Origin of the sequence: Rhizobium sp. ZK1, assembly GCF_047782645.1 — a bacterium.
Lineage (GTDB): Bacteria > Pseudomonadota > Alphaproteobacteria > Rhizobiales > Rhizobiaceae > Rhizobium.
Genome location: NZ_CP180587.1, coordinates 38,126 through 54,868, shown reverse-complemented (window position 1 = coordinate 54,868; position 16,743 = coordinate 38,126). Strand labels below are relative to the sequence as shown.

At 58.9% G+C, this 16,743-nt stretch carries 20 protein-coding genes; 8 read left to right on the top strand and 12 right to left on the bottom strand.

The genetic code is table 11. From position 1 onward, the window contains the following. Positions 1–2: 2 nt before the first annotated feature. From ACK9YZ_RS22895 to ACK9YZ_RS22860, 8 genes are all read left to right on the top strand, one after another. Entirely contained in the window at positions 3–866 is an 864-nt protein-coding gene (locus tag ACK9YZ_RS22895; RefSeq protein ID WP_416067677.1) for an amidohydrolase family protein, read from the top strand. Beyond that, the gene (locus tag ACK9YZ_RS22890; RefSeq protein WP_416067676.1) at positions 863–1,447 is read left to right on the top strand and encodes a DUF1349 domain-containing protein; all 585 of its coding nucleotides are present in this window, start codon (positions 863–865) and stop codon (positions 1,445–1,447) included. Before ACK9YZ_RS22895 ends, ACK9YZ_RS22890 begins: the two co-directional genes overlap by 4 nt. Positions 1,448–1,456: 9 nt before the next feature. After that, complete coding sequence (locus tag ACK9YZ_RS22885) at positions 1,457–1,897, top strand: RbsD/FucU family protein (protein ID WP_416067675.1); 441 nt, start codon at positions 1,457–1,459, stop codon at positions 1,895–1,897. Positions 1,898–3,309: 1,412 nt separating this feature from the next. Beyond that, positions 3,310–4,341, top strand: a complete 1,032-nt coding sequence (locus ACK9YZ_RS22880) for an IS110 family transposase (RefSeq protein ID WP_416067674.1) — start codon at positions 3,310–3,312, stop codon at positions 4,339–4,341. A 319-nt stretch (positions 4,342–4,660) separates the two neighbouring features. Beyond that, the gene (locus ACK9YZ_RS22875) at positions 4,661–5,848 is read left to right on the top strand and encodes an IS701 family transposase (RefSeq protein WP_216755744.1); all 1,188 of its coding nucleotides are present in this window, start codon (positions 4,661–4,663) and stop codon (positions 5,846–5,848) included. A gap of 252 nt (positions 5,849–6,100) precedes the next feature. Then, the gene (locus ACK9YZ_RS22870; protein WP_416067673.1) at positions 6,101–6,265 is read left to right on the top strand and encodes a hypothetical protein; all 165 of its coding nucleotides are present in this window, start codon (positions 6,101–6,103) and stop codon (positions 6,263–6,265) included. Next, positions 6,247–6,447: a hypothetical protein gene (locus ACK9YZ_RS22865; protein ID WP_416067672.1), complete on the top strand. Its 201-nt coding sequence runs from the start codon at positions 6,247–6,249 to the stop codon at positions 6,445–6,447. Before ACK9YZ_RS22870 ends, ACK9YZ_RS22865 begins: the two co-directional genes overlap by 19 nt. Beyond that, entirely contained in the window at positions 6,447–6,773 is a 327-nt protein-coding gene (locus tag ACK9YZ_RS22860) for a HipA N-terminal domain-containing protein (RefSeq protein ID WP_416067671.1), read from the top strand. Before ACK9YZ_RS22865 ends, ACK9YZ_RS22860 begins: the two co-directional genes overlap by 1 nt. Positions 6,774–6,834: 61 nt before the next feature. Here ACK9YZ_RS22860 and ACK9YZ_RS22855 read toward each other — a convergent pair whose 3' ends face one another. The 12 genes from ACK9YZ_RS22855 to ACK9YZ_RS22800 all read right to left on the bottom strand — a co-directional run bounded on the left by ACK9YZ_RS22855 (position 6,835) and on the right by ACK9YZ_RS22800 (position 16,739). Next, positions 6,835–7,359 (bottom strand): GNAT family N-acetyltransferase, encoded by a 525-nt coding sequence (locus ACK9YZ_RS22855; RefSeq protein ID WP_416067670.1) that lies wholly within the window; start codon positions 7,357–7,359, stop codon positions 6,835–6,837. Continuing rightward, the gene (locus ACK9YZ_RS22850) at positions 7,356–7,646 is read right to left on the bottom strand and encodes a DUF1778 domain-containing protein (protein ID WP_416068484.1); all 291 of its coding nucleotides are present in this window, start codon (positions 7,644–7,646) and stop codon (positions 7,356–7,358) included. The genes ACK9YZ_RS22855 and ACK9YZ_RS22850 overlap by 4 nt, the downstream gene beginning before the upstream one ends. Before the next feature lie 495 nt (positions 7,647–8,141). Then, positions 8,142–9,134, bottom strand: coding sequence for a P-type DNA transfer ATPase VirB11 (gene virB11 / locus ACK9YZ_RS22845; protein ID WP_416067669.1), 993 nt, complete (start codon positions 9,132–9,134; stop codon positions 8,142–8,144). Between the two features lie 8 nt (positions 9,135–9,142). Next, complete coding sequence (virB10, locus tag ACK9YZ_RS22840) at positions 9,143–10,318, bottom strand: type IV secretion system protein VirB10 (protein ID WP_416067668.1); 1,176 nt, start codon at positions 10,316–10,318, stop codon at positions 9,143–9,145. A gap of 8 nt (positions 10,319–10,326) precedes the next feature. Continuing rightward, a complete protein-coding gene (gene virB9 / locus ACK9YZ_RS22835) occupies positions 10,327–11,184 on the bottom strand; it encodes a P-type conjugative transfer protein VirB9 (RefSeq protein WP_416067667.1) in 858 nt (285 codons plus the stop codon). Then, positions 11,181–11,852 (bottom strand): virB8 family protein, encoded by a 672-nt coding sequence (locus ACK9YZ_RS22830; protein ID WP_416067666.1) that lies wholly within the window; start codon positions 11,850–11,852, stop codon positions 11,181–11,183. The genes virB9 and ACK9YZ_RS22830 overlap by 4 nt, the downstream gene beginning before the upstream one ends. Before the next feature lies 1 nt (position 11,853). After that, a complete protein-coding gene (locus tag ACK9YZ_RS22825) occupies positions 11,854–12,138 on the bottom strand; it encodes a hypothetical protein (RefSeq protein ID WP_416067665.1) in 285 nt (94 codons plus the stop codon). A gap of 39 nt (positions 12,139–12,177) precedes the next feature. Continuing rightward, entirely contained in the window at positions 12,178–13,110 is a 933-nt protein-coding gene (locus ACK9YZ_RS22820; RefSeq protein ID WP_416067664.1) for a type IV secretion system protein, read from the bottom strand. Positions 13,111–13,113: 3 nt separating this feature from the next. Continuing rightward, complete coding sequence (locus ACK9YZ_RS22815; RefSeq protein ID WP_416067663.1) at positions 13,114–13,347, bottom strand: EexN family lipoprotein; 234 nt, start codon at positions 13,345–13,347, stop codon at positions 13,114–13,116. Then, entirely contained in the window at positions 13,344–14,042 is a 699-nt protein-coding gene (virB5, locus tag ACK9YZ_RS22810; RefSeq protein WP_416067662.1) for a P-type DNA transfer protein VirB5, read from the bottom strand. Before virB5 ends, ACK9YZ_RS22815 begins: the two co-directional genes overlap by 4 nt. Then, positions 14,042–16,408 carry a VirB4 family type IV secretion/conjugal transfer ATPase gene (locus tag ACK9YZ_RS22805; protein ID WP_416067661.1) on the bottom strand — a complete coding sequence of 789 codons (2,367 nt, stop codon included), beginning with the start codon at positions 16,406–16,408 and terminating at the stop codon, positions 14,042–14,044. Before ACK9YZ_RS22805 ends, virB5 begins: the two co-directional genes overlap by 1 nt. Further along, a complete protein-coding gene (locus ACK9YZ_RS22800; protein WP_416067660.1) occupies positions 16,401–16,739 on the bottom strand; it encodes a type IV secretion system protein VirB3 in 339 nt (112 codons plus the stop codon). Before ACK9YZ_RS22800 ends, ACK9YZ_RS22805 begins: the two co-directional genes overlap by 8 nt. Between the last annotated feature and the right edge of the window lie 4 nt (positions 16,740–16,743).

Sequence of the window (16,743 nt, the reverse complement as noted above, 5' to 3'; positions counted from 1 at the left end):
CCATGCGCCGCGTGATCGATGCGCATCAGCATTTCTGGGATCTTGCCACCGGCAGCTATCCCTGGATGGAGGGCGAGGAGATGAGCCCGCTCCGGCGCGACTATCGTCCCACCGATCTCCTGCCCTTAATGGCCGCTTCCGGCGTGGATGCGACGATCCTCGTGCAATGCCGCCACGATCTCGCCGAGACGCGGGACTTCCTGGCGATTGCCAAGGCCCATGATTTCGTTGCCGGCGTCGTCGGCTGGGTCGATCTCCAGGCTAATGACGTGGCAGCGCAGATATCAGCGCTGCGATTACTGCCCGGCGGCGCCAAGCTCGTCGGAATCCGCCACAATGTCCACGACGAGGCCGATGCCGAATGGCTGCGCCGAACCGCCGTGCAGCACGGTATCTCTGCCGTCTTCGAGGCCGGATTGACCTTCGATCTTCTGGTGAGGGCGCGCGAACTGCCGGCAGCCGTCGATCTCGTCGGCCTCTTTCCGAACGGGCGTTTCGTGCTCGACCATATGGCCAAGCCGCCGATCGCCTCGGGCTTTTCGAGCTTCTGGGAGGCCGGCTTCAATGCACTTGCGAGCTATGGCAATGTCTGGTGCAAAGTTTCCGGCCTGGTGACCGAGGCCGACTGGACCCGTGCGGTTCCTGAAGATTTCGATCCCTATCTGCAGATCGCGCTCAAATGCTTCGGTCCCGACAGGCTGATCTTCGGCTCCGACTGGCCGGTCGCAACCCTTGCCGCCTCCTACGCAGAGGTCAAGACAATCGCCTCGCGGCTGACGGCCGCCACCCCCGAGATTGCCGATCGTTTCTTCAAAGGCAACGCCACCGACGCCTATCAGCTTTCAACAGACGGATTTTCGAGATGAGCATCAATTTCAACAGTGGCGCATGGCTGAACGAACCCAAGAGCTGGGACGCTGCCGATACCAGCCTGACGATGACCACAGATGAGAAGACGGATTTCTGGCGCGAGACCTATTACGGCTTCAAGCGCGACAGCGGCCATTTCCTTGGGCTCCCGACGGACGACGGTTTTACCGCGAAGATCCGCATCCAGGGAGAGTTCCGCACGCTCTACGACCAGGCCGGCCTGATGGTGCGCATCGACGAAGAGCGCTGGGTCAAGACCGGCGTCGAATTCACCGACGGCGAACTTTTCCTCAGCACCGTCATCACCGACGGCAAGTCCGACTGGTCGGTGTCGCAGCCCTTCAAGGAGCTGGAGGATTTCTATATCCGCATCACGCTCGCCAAGGGCGCCATGCGCATCCAGGCCTCGCGCGACGGCAGCTTCTGGCCGCTCCTGCGGCTTGCCCCCTTCCCTCTCGCCGAGAGCTACCAGGTCGGCCCGACCGCCTGCACGCCGGAGCGCAGCGGGCTTTCCATCCGCTTCTCGGAATTCGAGATCGGCCCCGCCATCACCAAAGACCTCCACGACCTGACCTGAGGACGCAACATGCTCATTGGTATCGACCCGATCCTGAATGCCGATATTCTCTATGCGCTGCGCGCCATGGGACACGGTGACGAAATCGTCATCGCCGACGGCAGCTTTCCGGCCCAGACGGTGGCAAAGCGTCTCATCCGCATGGAAGCCGCCGACCTGCCGCGCATGCTGAAAGCCGTACTGTCAGTCATGCCGGTCGATGAATCCGAGCCCGATCCCGTCATCGGCATGGAAGTGATCGACGAACCGGATACGATCGTGCCGGCGCATGTGGCGATCCAGGAAGCTCTCGACGCGCTTCCGGGCGAACCGGTCAAACTCGCCCGCGTCGAACGATTCGCCTTCTACGGGCGCGCCAAGGAAGCTTTCGCCGTCATTTCCACCGGTGAAACGCTGTTCTACGGCAATGTCATCATCCGCAAGGGCACGGTGAACCTCGGCGGCAATTGATCGACAGCACAATGATTGGATTGGACCCGACGGAGTTGCGAGATCACTCCCTCCGCTAAAGGATATGGAGCCGGCTACCGAAATGTATCATCGCGGCCGGCTGCAGGAGACCGTTGATCACGCTCATCCGTGCTTCATCGACGCTAGATTGTCACCAAGGGATTGGTCGAAGACGAATACTGGTGGGCCAGGCGACCACATTGTCAGGCCCGTAGAGCTCGAACGGCTTGCCATCATTGCAGATTACACGCTCACGCTTCGCTGTCTGCATGCCTACTCCATCGTCGAAGACAGGTGACTGCGAGGATCGGTTAGTGCAGGATCTCTGTTTTGCCGAATTGAACAGGCGAAGGGCCGCAGGTTCCGACGGAGGACGACGGCGGTCGCTGATGCGACCACCGTCTCGATCCTTGCTTGGTTGGTGTTCCAACAGTGGCCTCGTTCGGTTGTGGGCCTTGCGCATGATCAGATTGCCACTTTTGACAAGAACTCCGACGTGGTCTACGGCACCCTTGAGGTCGGACAGACAGCCACCTTATGGATCTTCGGTCAGCCGACTTGGCCAAACGACGTTGCGAAGGGTGTGTTTGTTCCCAAAGGGTCAACCGGCATCCTGCGTGTCGCTCCCCTTGATATCGACGCGAAGAAGGCGTTCGACTGGGCTACACGCGGAAAGCTGAAAGAATACCCACTAATGAAGCTGCGGTCAGGTCGGGCGTGATCTTCCGGTATACCAAAACAACCCTAAAGAAGCAGTTGTGGAGCAATTCCGGGCGGGCCGCTGGCTACACAGGAACGGAAATTGGTTCAATCGGACTTTCGTCTTCCTCCTACTTTCAGCAATTTTTCTGAGCCTTGTGTGTGCCCAGACGGGTTTCGCCTATCGCCCCGCGCGCAAGATGCAAACTTTGCTATCGAGACGAATGAATCAGTTTCACCAGGATGCGAAGACGAGTTGGGATTGAGGCGGCAACCTGGATTGCCGCGCCGAAGCAACTGGCATCCGGATCGCAACGAACCCCAGCAATTGTCACTCGGAGATAGAAGACGCCGGCTTTTGCAGTTGAACGGATATGAACCTAAAGCCCCTTCAAGCGCTTTGGCCACGCATCTGAAACTTTGTGACATCTTATGCAGATTGGCTAGACAGTGGGTATAGACATTCGGCGGTGTTCCGCTCTCGCTTTGCGCTAATCTCAATGCGAATTATTCAACCAGGTGATGATCGCTAGTTTCTGGCCAATTGTTGCGGGTTAGCTTTGGGCTGCCAGCAAATTGAGCCGGACAAGACACTAGATGCCGTAATGGGCCGGCGTCTCATGAGTAGCCAGTTGGGTGGCTGTCCCTCAGAATGATGATGTTTGGAAACGAGGTCCGAGCGATCGGCCTCAAGCATCATGAGAGGAACAGCCATGGAATATTATGCAGGAATCGACGTCTCGCTGAAAGAGAGCAGCGTGTGCGTGGTCGACGCGACGGGCAAGTTGGTTCGCGAGGTCAAGGTAGGCAGCGAGCCTGAATGCCTGGTCGGGTATTTTGATCAACTGGACTTTCCGGTAGAGCGCATCGGCCTTGAAGCGGGGCCGTTGTCCCAATGGCTACACGCGGCTCTCGTTGCTGCGGGTCATGAGGTGGTTTTGCTGGAAACGCGGCATGTGAAGGCGGCGCTTTCGGCGATGACGGTGAAGACCGACCGCAAGGATGCACGGGGGATCGCGCAACTGCTCCGCATGGGGTGGTATCGTCCGGTCCACGCCAAATCGTCGCCGGCCCAGGACACTCGGGCTCTCCTGGTTGGCCGCAAGCTTCTGCAATCCAAGCTGCTCGACGTCGAGCTCAGCATCCGGGGTATCCTGCGTGGCTATGGATTAAAGGTCGGCGAAGTCAGCCGCGGGCGTTTCGAGGCGCGCATCCGCGAACTGATTGCAGGGCATGCTACATTATCGATGGTGATTGACGCGATGCTGACGGCGCGAGCAGCGCTATGGGTCGAATTTACGAAGCTGCACCGCGAGATGCTCAGGATCGCCCGCGCCGACAGAGTTTGCCAACGGCTGATGAGTGCGCCGGGTGTCGGTGCCTTGGTTGCGCTGACCTACCGCTCCGCGGTCGATGATCCAGCCCGGTTCGAAGAGTCCAGCACAGTGGGTACCTACTTCGGGCTGACGCCGAAGAAATATCAATCCGGCGAAACTGATCGCGATGGCGGTGTCAGCAAGGTCGGCGACGCGATGGTGCGAACCGCATTGTTCGAGTCTGCGCACATAATGCTGACGCGGGCGACGCGCTTTTCCAGTCTAAAGCGCTGGGCGCTCGATGTGGCTAGGCGTCGCGGAATGAAGCGCGCGAAGGTTGCCCTTGCACGCAAACTGGGCGTTGTTCTTCACCGCATGTGGATGGATGCGACGGACTTTCGCTGGAGCGCAAACCCTATGGCGGCATGAAGAGAGCTACGTGATTGACGCGGGCAAGTGCAAGGCTTGCGTCTGATGAGGTCCCGTCGCTGGGACGCAGGCTTGGCAAGGTCGTGTGTAGTGCTGTGACCGCTTCGGCGAAGCACGCTTTCTAGATTGACCTGTCGGCTTGTTGATCTGATGGCATAGTGTGGCGGTCTTCGTGCTGACCACGGACAGAAGCATGGCCTCAGCGACGAGATAATCATTCAGAGGGACTTGACGAACAAAGGCCCATTACAGAAGTACTACAGTTGCGGTTTACCGGAAATCATGATTCACTTCCCGCATTTGGCGGGAGGGAAGTTCAATGTCGGTTGCGGGTTGGTCCGGGTCGGTTCTGGCGTGGCATCGTGAGCTCGATGCCTTGAAGGTGCGGTTGGGCTCGGTCTTTGGTCGCCGAGAATTGCGCGCATCGTGCGGTGCCTTTCTGGATGGGTTGTTGTCGGGAGTAGAGCGCAAGACTGGCTGGCTGATGGCGGAACAGGCAGGACTGGAGCGCCCTTATCGGATGCAATCGCTGCTGGGGCGCAGCCATTGGGATGCTGACGCATTGCGCGATACGGTTCGCGCTTATGCAATAGAGTCTCTCGGTGACGCGGACGGCGTTCTTGTGGTCGATGAGACCGGCTTCCTGAAGAAAGGCGCCCATTCAGTCGGTGTCGCACGACAATATTCCGGCACGGCCGGCCGGATCGAGAACTGTCAGATCGGTGTTTTCCTTGCCTATGCAAGCCGCTACGGTCAGACCCTGATCGATCGGCAACTTTATCTACCGAAGGAGTGGGCCGAGGATGAAGCCCGCCGTGCTTCGGCTCACGTCCCCCAGTCCCAAGCCTTCGCGACCAAACCGGCCATTGCAGCCAAGCTCATTGCCGATGCGCTGGATGCCGGCGTGCCTTGTGCCTGGGTATTGGCGGATGCGCTTTATGGTTCGGATTCCAAGCTGCGCCGGATGCTGGAAAGCCGTGGCCAGCCTTATGTTCTGGCAGTGCGCTCCAATCATTGCCTGCGCTTTGTGCGTGAGCAAGGGATCGAGCAGACCGATCCCGAAACGATGGCTGATGAGTTGAAACCGGAGGTTTGGCAGAGCCATGCAGCAGGCGAAGGTGCCAAGGGTCTTCGGCTTTATGATTGGGCCCGTATTCCTCTCAGCTCTCGCCCGGATCCACAATGGGAGCGCTGGCTTCTGATCCGGCGCAGCCGACGCGAACCCGATGCGCGCGCCTATTACTTTGTCTTTGCGCCCGCCGGTACCGAATTGAGCGAATTGGCGGGCGCTGCCGGGCTGCGTTGGACCGTGGAAGAATGCTTCCAGCGTGCGAAGGACGATCTCGGCCTGGATCATTGCGAAGCGCGATCCTGGCATGCTTGGAAGCGGCACATGACGCTCGTCATGGCAGCCGCTGCATTCCTCGCCAAACTCGGCGCCGATCTACGCCGCACCGCTGCTGGCAAACCGAACGAAACGAGTCCAAACCCGCCAATCGCCGCCTGACCAACACCATGGCCTTCGTGCCCAGCGTCGCAGAGATCCGCTATCTGATCAAACGCCTCCTGCTACAGCCCCGATTAGAGTTCGCCTCATCTTGGCATGGTCACTCTGGCGACGCAGGCATCAAGCATCCGCAATGCTTTCTCACTACAAAGCAAGGCATCAAACGCAACTGTAGTACTAGGAGTTGCAGCCCATCAGATCTGCATGTGAGCGGAATTTCGTACATTTGCGAAATACGTTGCGGAATTCCGCATGATTAATACCGTTTTTCAGTTATTGGGCGAACAACTGCTCGCAGCTCGTAAAAAGCGTGACCTGAGCCAGCCGGCGCTCGCCGAGAGACTTGCCGAAATCGTGCACGCATATCGGAACTGGAACGTGACCTTGCCAACAATCGCTTGGGCAGGGACCGCCTGACTCTGTTTGCCGAACTCTGCGATACGCTTGATCTCGTCCCCGTGCTGATCCCGAAATCGCGCATGGAAAGCGTGCGGCAGCTGGTCGATGAGATACCTGCACCAAGACATTCGACCGACGTTCCGAGAGCGTTCGACGAGCTCTTCATAGACCTCGACGACGATGAGACAAAGGAAGGGTAATGGCGAAAGCAGCGGCGGTTCTTGGCGTCTTCATGCTCGATGCAGAAGGTGGGGCCGTCCGGGCCGGGACCCTGACGCGCGAGGCCGATGGTGCGGTGTCCTTCGTCGTAGCGGAAAGCTTCCTGCGGGATGAGACAAGGCCAATCCTCAGTCTCGGCTGGTATGATCCCGATTCCGAACAAGGGACACGCGAAAGGCTCGCCTCGCGGGGAGACAAAATCGGGCTGCACGGACGGTTGCCGCCCTGGTTTTCCGGGCTTCTGCCGGAAGGAGCCCTGCGCGACCTGGTGATGATCGAGATCATTGAGCGGTTTGCATTGAATTAAGAGAGTGCTGTCGGGGAGCAGAAATAGATCAGCTTGCATATCCACTCCTGTCAATAGCGTATTACAGGGTGTGTCCAGCCGCTTTCAGTGCTTCCTCCATGGTCGTCAGCGGTATCGCCAGCGCAAGTGAGGAATCGACGAGTGGCATCGCGCCATAGCTTTTGTACCACTCGGCTACCCTGTCATTTTTAGCATCGATAGCTAACACGACGCCGCCGACTTCCGACGCTGCACGCAAACAACGCCTGCCGGCCGCCAGCATGAGCTGACCACCGATGCCTTTTCCTTGTTGGCGCAGATCGACAGCAAGGCGGGTTAACCGGAAGCCCGGCACCTCATGCCGTCCAAGCCCCTTACGCACCGCAGCCGGCACTTTCTCAGGATCGATTGACGTCGGGGTAAGACTGTAAAAGCCCAAGATATGCTTGTTGTCGTCATCGCTGACCGCAAGAAAGGTCTTCGCGCCGCCCTGGTCGTGGCTTTGTCGAGCGTATTTTTGCAGAAAACCGTTCAGTTCAGCATCACCGCAGTCGAAATTTTTGCGATCATGATGCTTGCTGATCGCCTCTTCATGCCAAGCCGTCATACTGATTTAGGTAACGCACGTGCAGCAGCGCGCAATTTTTCATTAGGTGCCGGCGGATTTTCCAGCAGCTCTAAAATGCGCAAGAAATCCCGCTCAGAGACTTTGATCGATTGAGCCTGCTCGATCACGGCATCCGCTTCACGCAGCGCGGACTGTGTGACGAAATTGGTCAGGTCGGTATTGCGAAGCGCAGCGGCGCGTATCAGCTTAGCCTTAGCCTCAGCCGGAACTCTTAGACTCATACGCTCATTATTTTCATTTGCCATGCTCGGCACGTCAGCCTCCATCTTTCGTTGAAGTATATGCAATCTTGCATAGATTGTCAATATTTGTGCGCCTTCAAGGCGCACGCGCCTAGACGTCGCCATGCGGCGGTAGAATTTGCGCTCCGGCAGAGTTGAGAGGTCAACAACTGGACGATGTACGCCTCCGGTTGCTTGCCACTTCACATGTCGCTTACGCGCGGCCTTCAGTGAAATACCCATTAAATGTGCCACGGCCATTGGTGATTTCCCTTTATCAAACAGCCGGTAGCAGATTTCTTCTGCGCGCTGCGTCAGGCGGTTGTTGTCATACTGGTTCAGCGGATGCCAGTGTTGCTCCTCATCCGGAGTCCCCTCCTCCACCTGAAGTTCGGGGCATGATTTGAGCCTGTGGGAGGGGACAGTCCTCCCACAAACGCAAACGGTGCAAGAAGAGATCGCGGCTAAACACCAATGTTCAGCCAAATCAAGCTATCGAGGTTCCTCCCTTTTGGGTTTCGACCAGCTACTTTCGTTCTCTTAGGCGTTACGATAGTAAATCTCGGTCACGCGAAACCGTCCGTCGATACGTTTGCATTGGACGATAACGTCGATCGCGATCGTCAGCATTTCACGAATGTCGTGCCGTTCGAGGTCGCCACCGCCGTCCGACTCCTTCACCAGCAATGTCAGCTGCTCGAAGGCGAGACGCGCGGAGTCGGCATGGACTGTGGTAATCGAGCCAGGATGCCCGGAATTTACATTGCGGATATAGTAGAAGGCCGTTCCGTCTCGAAGCTCCTGCAGCAGGATTCGGTCCGGGCGCATGCGAAGGCAGGATTCGAGAAGGTCCTTGGCGCCAATCTTGGCCGTTCCCTGGCCACCTTTCGAGTAGAAGAGCCGGACATGGTTTGGCTGCGGGATCACCAATTCCGGAGTATCCTCGATGGAGATGACCCGCTCGGTATCTGGGATATACCGGATCAGCGCTTTGGATAGCGTCGTCTTGCCCGATCCCGTCGCGCCAGAGATGATAATGTTTTTCCGCGCAAGCACTGCCTCCCGGAGAAACTGTTTGTAGGCGCCGATCCGATAGAACTCCAATAGTTTCTGGTCCGCCTCGTCATCCTCACTTATCGCGCGTGAGACCTTGGCAAACAATCCCCCGAAATCGAGATCATCGAGACTGAGCAACACCGTGGACGGCTTACGAATAGTGACGCTGACAGTTCCCGTTGCTGTCGCTGGCGGAATCACGATCTGGATGCGCTCATCATCGGGCAGGGTCGCCGAGAGGATCGGGTGGGTTTCGTCGATCGATTGATTGGAGAAGCTCGCGACCGCTCGTGCGAGGCGCATCAACCTGTCGTAGGATAGGTCCGGCATGTCGTGGGTTTGCCATCCGTCTGCTCCCTCTGTCACGACCTTGCCCGGGCGGTTGACGATAACCTCATAGAGCGTCTCGTTTCGAAGGAACCGCGACAGCGGCAGTAACAATTCTCGCACGACGCCGGAGTCTATAGCCTCAGTCATCGCAGCACCTACTTTGTCACAAGTGTCGAAGCCGGGCTGAAATTGCCGAGCGCCGCGCGATCGTATATGCGATTGCGGGGTTCTGTGACGCGAAGCCGGTAGACGCCGGAGAAATCGAGATCGCGAGCCACGAAGATCGAAACAAGCGCGCCTTGGTGCTTCTCGAGCGTCGGCGGAATGTTGATCGATTGCTCCACGGCGATCGACGCTGCCTGCTGACCAGCGCTCGTCGTGTTTTGCGCCTCGACGTCGCCGTCCTGAAGCCGGCTGTTGGCATAGGAGGTCGCATCGCCGACGATCGATAGAAGAATTGCGCTGCCGAAACGCTCCCACCAATGCGTGTCGACATATCCATCGACGCCGGCGCGACCAAGAGCATCGGTTGCGGGCGACGCCAGGGTGATGATTACGCCTTTCGGCGTTTTCGCCCGGTTCCACAGGACAAACAGACGTTTCTGGCCGCGACGGAGACCGCCGCGATATTCGCCGACGACCTGCGTTCCCTTCTCCATCAACACGACGCGGCCATTGTCCGAAAGGACATCCCGGTTAATGACGCAGCTGGTGAATCCCGGCTGATCGGAAGAAAGCGCCATCTCGAGCACACAAGGAATGGAGGTCCCCATGGCGACAATGAAGTCGCGATTGCCGAGTGTGCCGGCGCGCGAGCCCTGCAATTGCGTCGGCGTCAGCATTCGGTTGAAGCGCTGATCTTCGTTCTCACCCTGCCCGGCAAAACTGCCAGGTGTGTTTCCGAGCGGAACGTAGTTCGAGTTGGGGTCCGTGTTCGCATCGTCTTGCTGTCGCCTAGCGGCTGGCGTTTTCTCGGCGCCGTAAGCCATGACTGGCGCCCGGCGCGCCGCGTCAAAGAGCTTGTCGTCGTCGCTAGGAGCCTTCTCGGTGACAGCGGGTGTCGGTAGCTGGACCTCTGTTGGCCTCGTCACCGGCTGGACCGGTTCCTTGGCCGGCTCGAAATCCGATGTCTGGCGGATGACGACCCGCTCGGGTTGCGTGCCATCTGACGGCTTGTTCTGCCCTCGCATCGACCAGAGGGCAAAGGCTAAAAAGGCGACGATCGCCACAGCGACCGCACCGCGCTTGAAGATCGGATTGGTGTCTGCTCGCCGGCCAGTCGAGGTCTCGGCGCGCTCGCCAGGGATCTGGGTGATTTCTTCCTCGGCCATGTCAGCTCCTATTGCGCTACCCGGCGTTCTGTCTTGACGACACGCTCGACCGACGGTGACGTCGTATTCGTATCGGGATTGATGCCGACGCGATCATAGGCCTCGTTGAAGATGCAGAGGACATCGCCACCCCGGCGCAGAATGAACTTTCGGCTGATGGCGTGAACCAGCACAAAATTGCCATCGACGGACTTCGACACCAGGCTTTCCGTGCCGTCGGAGTTCTCCATGTAGATCGCCGGCATTTCCTGGTTGCCGACAAAGGCGAAGGTCGTGACCTTGCCGTTGTCGTAGACGGCTTGCGGCTCAAGCGCCTGTGCGCCTTGCGCCGCGTATCGCCAGTTCCGCGGCCCATAGGCCTCATGGAGGGACAAGACGCGGTCGGCTTCTCCGGCTTGTGCTGCTTGGGCGCGAGTGGCAGCTTCCTGCTTTCGTCGCTCCGCTTCATCGGCTGGATAGCGGTATTTTACATAGAAGTAGGTGTTCTGCCCAGCTTCGACGCTTCCGTCCCGGACGGTGAGTTCCATCTGGTAGCTGCGCGTCGAGCCATCGCGCCTGATCGTCACGACCGAGATGTTCGTCACCGGCTGATTTTCCCGCGGCTTGAGGAACAGGATGTTGCCTGCGGGCGCTACCTCCCATGCGACGCTGTTACCCAGGGCCACATGAGCGATCTCCTCGTCAGCTGCAAACTCGATCTGCACGGACGATCTAAGCGTGCCGACGATCTTCGTGATGTTGTAGGGCTGATAGTCGACAAATCGGATGCGGCTATCCTGTGAGGCACTACGCGGTGTGTCGAGCGCAAGCGCCGGTGAGCTAGCTCCAGCAGCCAGGACAAAGCCAATGAGGAAATACAGTCTCAATTGATGGCCTCCGGATCGGCGCGATACTCGCTGACAACAAAGCCCAGGGGATTGACCAGCCGGTCGGTGGAAGACATCGGAGCGTTGACATAGGAAAAGGTGAGCGTGGCCACCCAATGCGTGGTGTGCAGATCGTCGCCGCGCTTGACGGTGCGCATATATCGAACAGAGGCCACAGTGGCGTTGATCAGCGAGATCGACACAATATTGACCCGCGAGGTTGCACTCCGCCCATAGATATTCTGGGGCGAATCAGGATTGCTGCCGCGGTAGGCGCCGGCAAATCGGGCCTGCTCAGGCTGGGTCGACAGCAGCGCCACTGTCCGGAAATTTTCCTCGGCCTCGCTCGACACATATCCCTCGCGGGCACGCACATATTTGGCCGCGAAATATTTCGTCACCGCTTCATCATAGGTACCTGCGGTCGAGGTCAACGCTGAGACGACATCGACGATGCCGGTCGAATTGTCGACCCGCACGACGAAGGGCTCCACCGTCTTCAAAGGTGTGAGGCCGGCGATCGCAAAGACCGAAACGACGGCGATGATACCGGCGCAAATGGCGACGAACCAGGCGATCCGGGCGGAGCGCTCGACCTGGATCAGCCGGTCCTGATCGAACCGGCGGGCCTTCTCGAAATAGTTCTTCAGACTATCCGTGCTCACCATGTCATTTGCCCTCGCATGGACGAAAGGAGCCGGCGACGTCGAACTGCACAAAGACAGCAGGCGTTTTGGTGGCCGGTTCCCGCGCAAAGGAGGCAGCACGGCTTGTCGGACCCGCATCGACGGCCCCGGTCGTCGACCGATCTGTTTTTTCGTTGTCTTCCCATTGCCACATGGAGCGGTTCAGCGGACGTCGGGAGTAGCCGTCACACTTTGACAGAGGATGGGAGATCGAACCGCAGTTAGCGAGGCTCGCGGCCAGCAAAAGCGATAAAAGCATACGGGACATCTAAAAATAACCTGTCCAATTCCATTGATATTTAGGGTGTCATTCCGCCCGGCTCGGTGTCAGCCGGCGGCCGACGGCACTGGTTCCTCGGCCGACCGCCCTCACCGCGTGCGACGCAGCCCAGGAGAGCGTGCTCTCATGCGCATCACGGGCCGCGCCATAACCGTAGGTCAGCGATGCGCCGCCGGCGGCGAGCGCGGCGGCAATGCCGGGCAGTTGATAGAAGACGTAGAGAGCGGCGATGCAGATGGCGCAGAGTGCTATCGGACGCATCAGGACGTCGCTATAGCCCTCGATTGCGGTAAAGGTCGTGTCGATACAAGTGATCAGCAGCGAGCCAACGGCTACGACCAGCACCTGCAGGATGACGAAATTCGCGAGCTGACCGATCCAGGATTCGGTAAATCGTCGCGTCGACTGGAACATGGCGAGTGCGATGAAGATCGGACCGATCGCGAGCACGATGGCGAGCGCGAGGCGCGCATAGAGCGAGACGACGTAACCGATTGCCGCGACGAGGAAGCTAGCGCCGATCACCAGCATGCCGCCAACGCCGGTCACGATATCGACCGGCCAGGAGGCACGCGACCAAATCTCGTAGGCGCATTTCTGGCCTTTATCCAAGAGGCTGTCGAACGTGGATGCGCTCGGCGCGATCCCTGAGTTCAGCGCCTGCGAAATCTCCTTTGGCAGAGCGTCGAAAAAGATGTTGGTGACGTAGGTCTGGTAATCGCCGGCGTTCCTCACCAGCATAACGATGATGGCGAGCTTCATCGCCCGGAAGGCGAATTCGAGAATCGGCTCCTGCACGGAGCCGCGAAGCACCAGATAACCATAGAGGACGACATAGAGCGTCAAAGCTGCCGTCAGCGGGCCGGCGACCCAATTGGCGATGTTCGAGGTTGCAGAAGAAATGAAGTTCTCTAGAGGCGCCTTGAACTGGCCGTCGACAAAGCTGAACACCTGATACATCGGTCAGCCTCCGAGCGACTTGCGCATGCGTTCGAGACAGAGCTTACCATCAGCGGCCTCGGCATTGCGGCAATTGGGGGTGTCGCGGAGCTTTCCGAGATTGTTTTGGCGTTCTCCGATAATCTTCGTCAGCAAGGCATCGTCGGCAATCAGCTCCTCGACGGTTGATGTTCTCTCCTTTTCAGGGGAGCACGCCGACAGGAGAAGGTTCGCCACACCGAAACAAAACCACTTCATTTCAGCGCCGCTCCCATAATGTCCATTCGCTGGCGCCAGTCCTCGGCCTTTCGCTGGTCATCGACCTGAACCTGCGCCTGCTGGACCATCTGCAGGCCCTGCATGCGAAGGACGTCGGTTTGCAGGAAGGCGGTTTCGGCCTGCAGGCGCGCCTGCAGATCGGCTATATCCTTGGCGTCGGCGGCGCTTGATATCTGCCGGCGGAGCTGGTCGATGCCATCGATGCGCTTGGTGGCAGCGTCATAGATCTGCTGGCCGAGACTCATCTGCCCGGCGTTCTGGTCCTGGATGCGCGAAAGCTCCTGTGCATAAAAATCATTCGCGTCGGTCCGATAGCTGGAATTGTCCTGGAGGAATTTAGAGGCGGAGGTACCGAAGACACCGGTCCCCGACCCTTTGAACAGTCCCTCGATGGCATTGAAGTCCTGCGGCAGCGCCTTGCGGATCGATGGATCGTTCAGCAGACTGGCGACGTCGGCCATGTTGGTGATCTTGTTCAGCGAACCATAAAGCTGCTGTGCCTGTTGCAGCTGCTGGTTCAGGGTATCCAGCTGAGACTTGAGCTGCGTGATGCTCTCGATCTGCTTGGCGATAGCCGACTGATCGATGACCGGGATCCCCTGAGCATGCGCAAGGTCAACGGAAAGCAGCAAACCTATCAACAGAATAAGGTTCCTTATCGTCTTCATCCGCATCAGCCTGCCCTCCTCCGTTGCTGGAACACTGAAAGCCAATCCTCGCGCCCCTCGCCGAGTTCGGCGCGGATGGCATCTGCCAGCTCGATATTCGCCGTCCGGCCGGACAGGATCGCGAGCTCGTCGTCGAAGCCGTTGAGATTGAGTTCGGCGACGACACTGTTGTGTCCCTGCTTGACGATAAACCGCCGGCTTTCGACGGAAAGCTCGCGGGAGATCAGCTCAAATTCACGTTCCGTCAGCTTGAAGCCATCCACATAGTCGGCGCGGTCACCGCGCGGATTCGGCAGGAAGATCTGCGTCGGACACTGCTCAATGATGGTGTGGGCGATCGGTGAGATTATCGCGTCGCGTGGACTCTGGGTCGCAAACAGCATGAGGCCATTTTGTTTGCGGATCGTCTTCAGCTTGTTCTGGGCGAGATCGCGAAAACCCTCGTCCTGCAGTGCTTTCCAGAACTCATCGATGACGATGATGATGCGGCGCCCGTCGATCAGCTGCTCGATGCGATAGAACAGGTAGGTCATCAGCGACGTGCGGATCTCCTCGTTGTCGAGGAAGTCGGTCATGTCGTAGCCGATGAACTTGGCACCGATGCCGATGTCGTCGGCCTCGTTGTCGAATACCCAACCGAGCGGTCCTCCCCGCTCCCAGCGCCGGAGCCGAGAGGCGATGCCTTGCGGATCGGCGTTGTTGAGGAAGGTGCGCAGAGCGCCGATAGAACGACGCCCGACAGGAAGATCGGCAAGACCGTCGACGGCCGCGGCAATGTCGCGCAGCTCGGTGACGGTCAGTTCCCGTGTCGCCGCTCCCACCAGCTTGCCGATCCAGCGCGCAAGGAAGATCTTGTTCTCCGCGGTCAGGTCGAGCGCTTTCAGCGGTGCGCAGCCGGTCGCAACACCGTCCCTCAGCGGCAGGTAGGTGCCGCCGGCGGCACGAACGAACAGGTCGGCTCCCCTGTCCTTGTCGAAGAACACCATATGCGGGTCATGCTTCTCGAGCTGCGAGAGCATGAAGTTCAGGAGCACCGTCTTGCCTGTACCGGATGGGCCACAGACAAAGCTATTGCCGAGATCGCTGTGATGGAAATTGAAATAGAATGGCGATCCGGAGGCTGTTTTGAGCATCGCGACCGCCGGTCCCCACTCGTTGCCGTCCTTTTGGCCGGTCGGATAGGAGTGATAGGGCGAAAGTGCCGCGAAGTTGCGGGAGGTGATCGCTCCCGAGCGCGCCCGATAGCGGAGGTTGCCGGGCAGTTGCGCCCACCAGCCGGTCTCGAGCCCGAGATCCTCGCGGGCGACGACCGCGCCGCCGCTGGTGAGATGCGCGCGTGCCTTGGCCATATGATCGGTCAGTTCCTGGACCGACGACGCAAAGATTGTGAGGCTAAGATGATGTTCTCCTAGGACGAAACGGTTGGACTCCAGATCATCCATCGCTTCGCCGAGCTCGTCGATCTGGGACGCTGCCTTATCGCCGGCACTCATCATCTGGTTCTGCTTGCGGCCCATGATCGTGCGTGCATCCGCCTTCGACGTGAAGGCAAAGGACTGCGTCAGGATGAGCTCGAAGGGGGCGGTCAGGATGCCGTCGAGCATGCCGGTGCGCGTGGTTGCCGGATATTCTTTGAAACCGAACATACCGGCGTACCTTGTTTCCGCCTCATGGCGGATTTCGACCGTCTCGCGGCCGAAGATCACCCGATCCGAATAGATCGCCGACGAGATCCGCCCTTCGGTCAGGGGCAGCGGCTCCCGGCGTCCGCCGACGAGCTGGTGGAGAAACTCGCTCGGCTCGGAAAACAGGATGCCGTCCTGGTCATAAAGGGAAAGGACACGGGGCGCAAAGCTCTTTAATCCGGCGGTGACGTCGACCACCTTGTCGTGAAGGTACTTAAGCGCCGTCTCGTCCAATTCGATGCTGGATCGGCGCACCTTGCGCAGACGAGAGAGAAGATTGGCGGCTTTGTTGGCAGTGTCGCGGCTCGGATACCAGACGAGGGTCAGATAAAGGTCGTTGCGAAAAAGTTCCTCATGCACCATCCGCGCGCGATATTTTGCATTGAGACCATCGAAGAAGCGATTGGCGAAGTGTCCCTCCGGATAGTCGTTGTCGCGCCGGCGAATGACATGCGTCGAGAGCGCCAGCCGATCGTCGGCAATGTTGCGGTAGAGCGTGTTCAGGCTGCGATGCAGACCATTGAGATCCCGAACATCGGCGGTCTCGAAGGAAACGCCTTCAAGCACCAACACAGTCATTAACGCGCGAGAATCGAGCACGACGGTCGTCTCGTCGACGTGACGCACATAAGGAATGAAGGTCTCAGGCCCAAGCTCGCGGGAGCGTAGTGTCGCTATGCTAGCCAAGGCTCAGGTCCCTTTCGTCGTAACGTCGGACAAGCGTCAGAGGCGAGAGAGTAGCGCCGCCCCAATAGGAGGCATTGCGGGACCGGCCTCGGGTCGCGATCCAGGCGAGCAGGATGCGGAACATGTTGTGGTCATGCTTGACGAGCGCCTGGAAGACGAGATGAAAGACCACACCGACGAAAGCGTAGGCGATCGACCCGGCGGTGATGTAGAGAATGGTGGTCAGCATGATGTTGATACCCATCGCTTCCATGGTCACACCGGCAATCATTGCCGGGCGTGTGCAGGCCAGGAACAAAGTGTCTTCCTCAAGGGTGGGAGCGCTCGCCATCGGG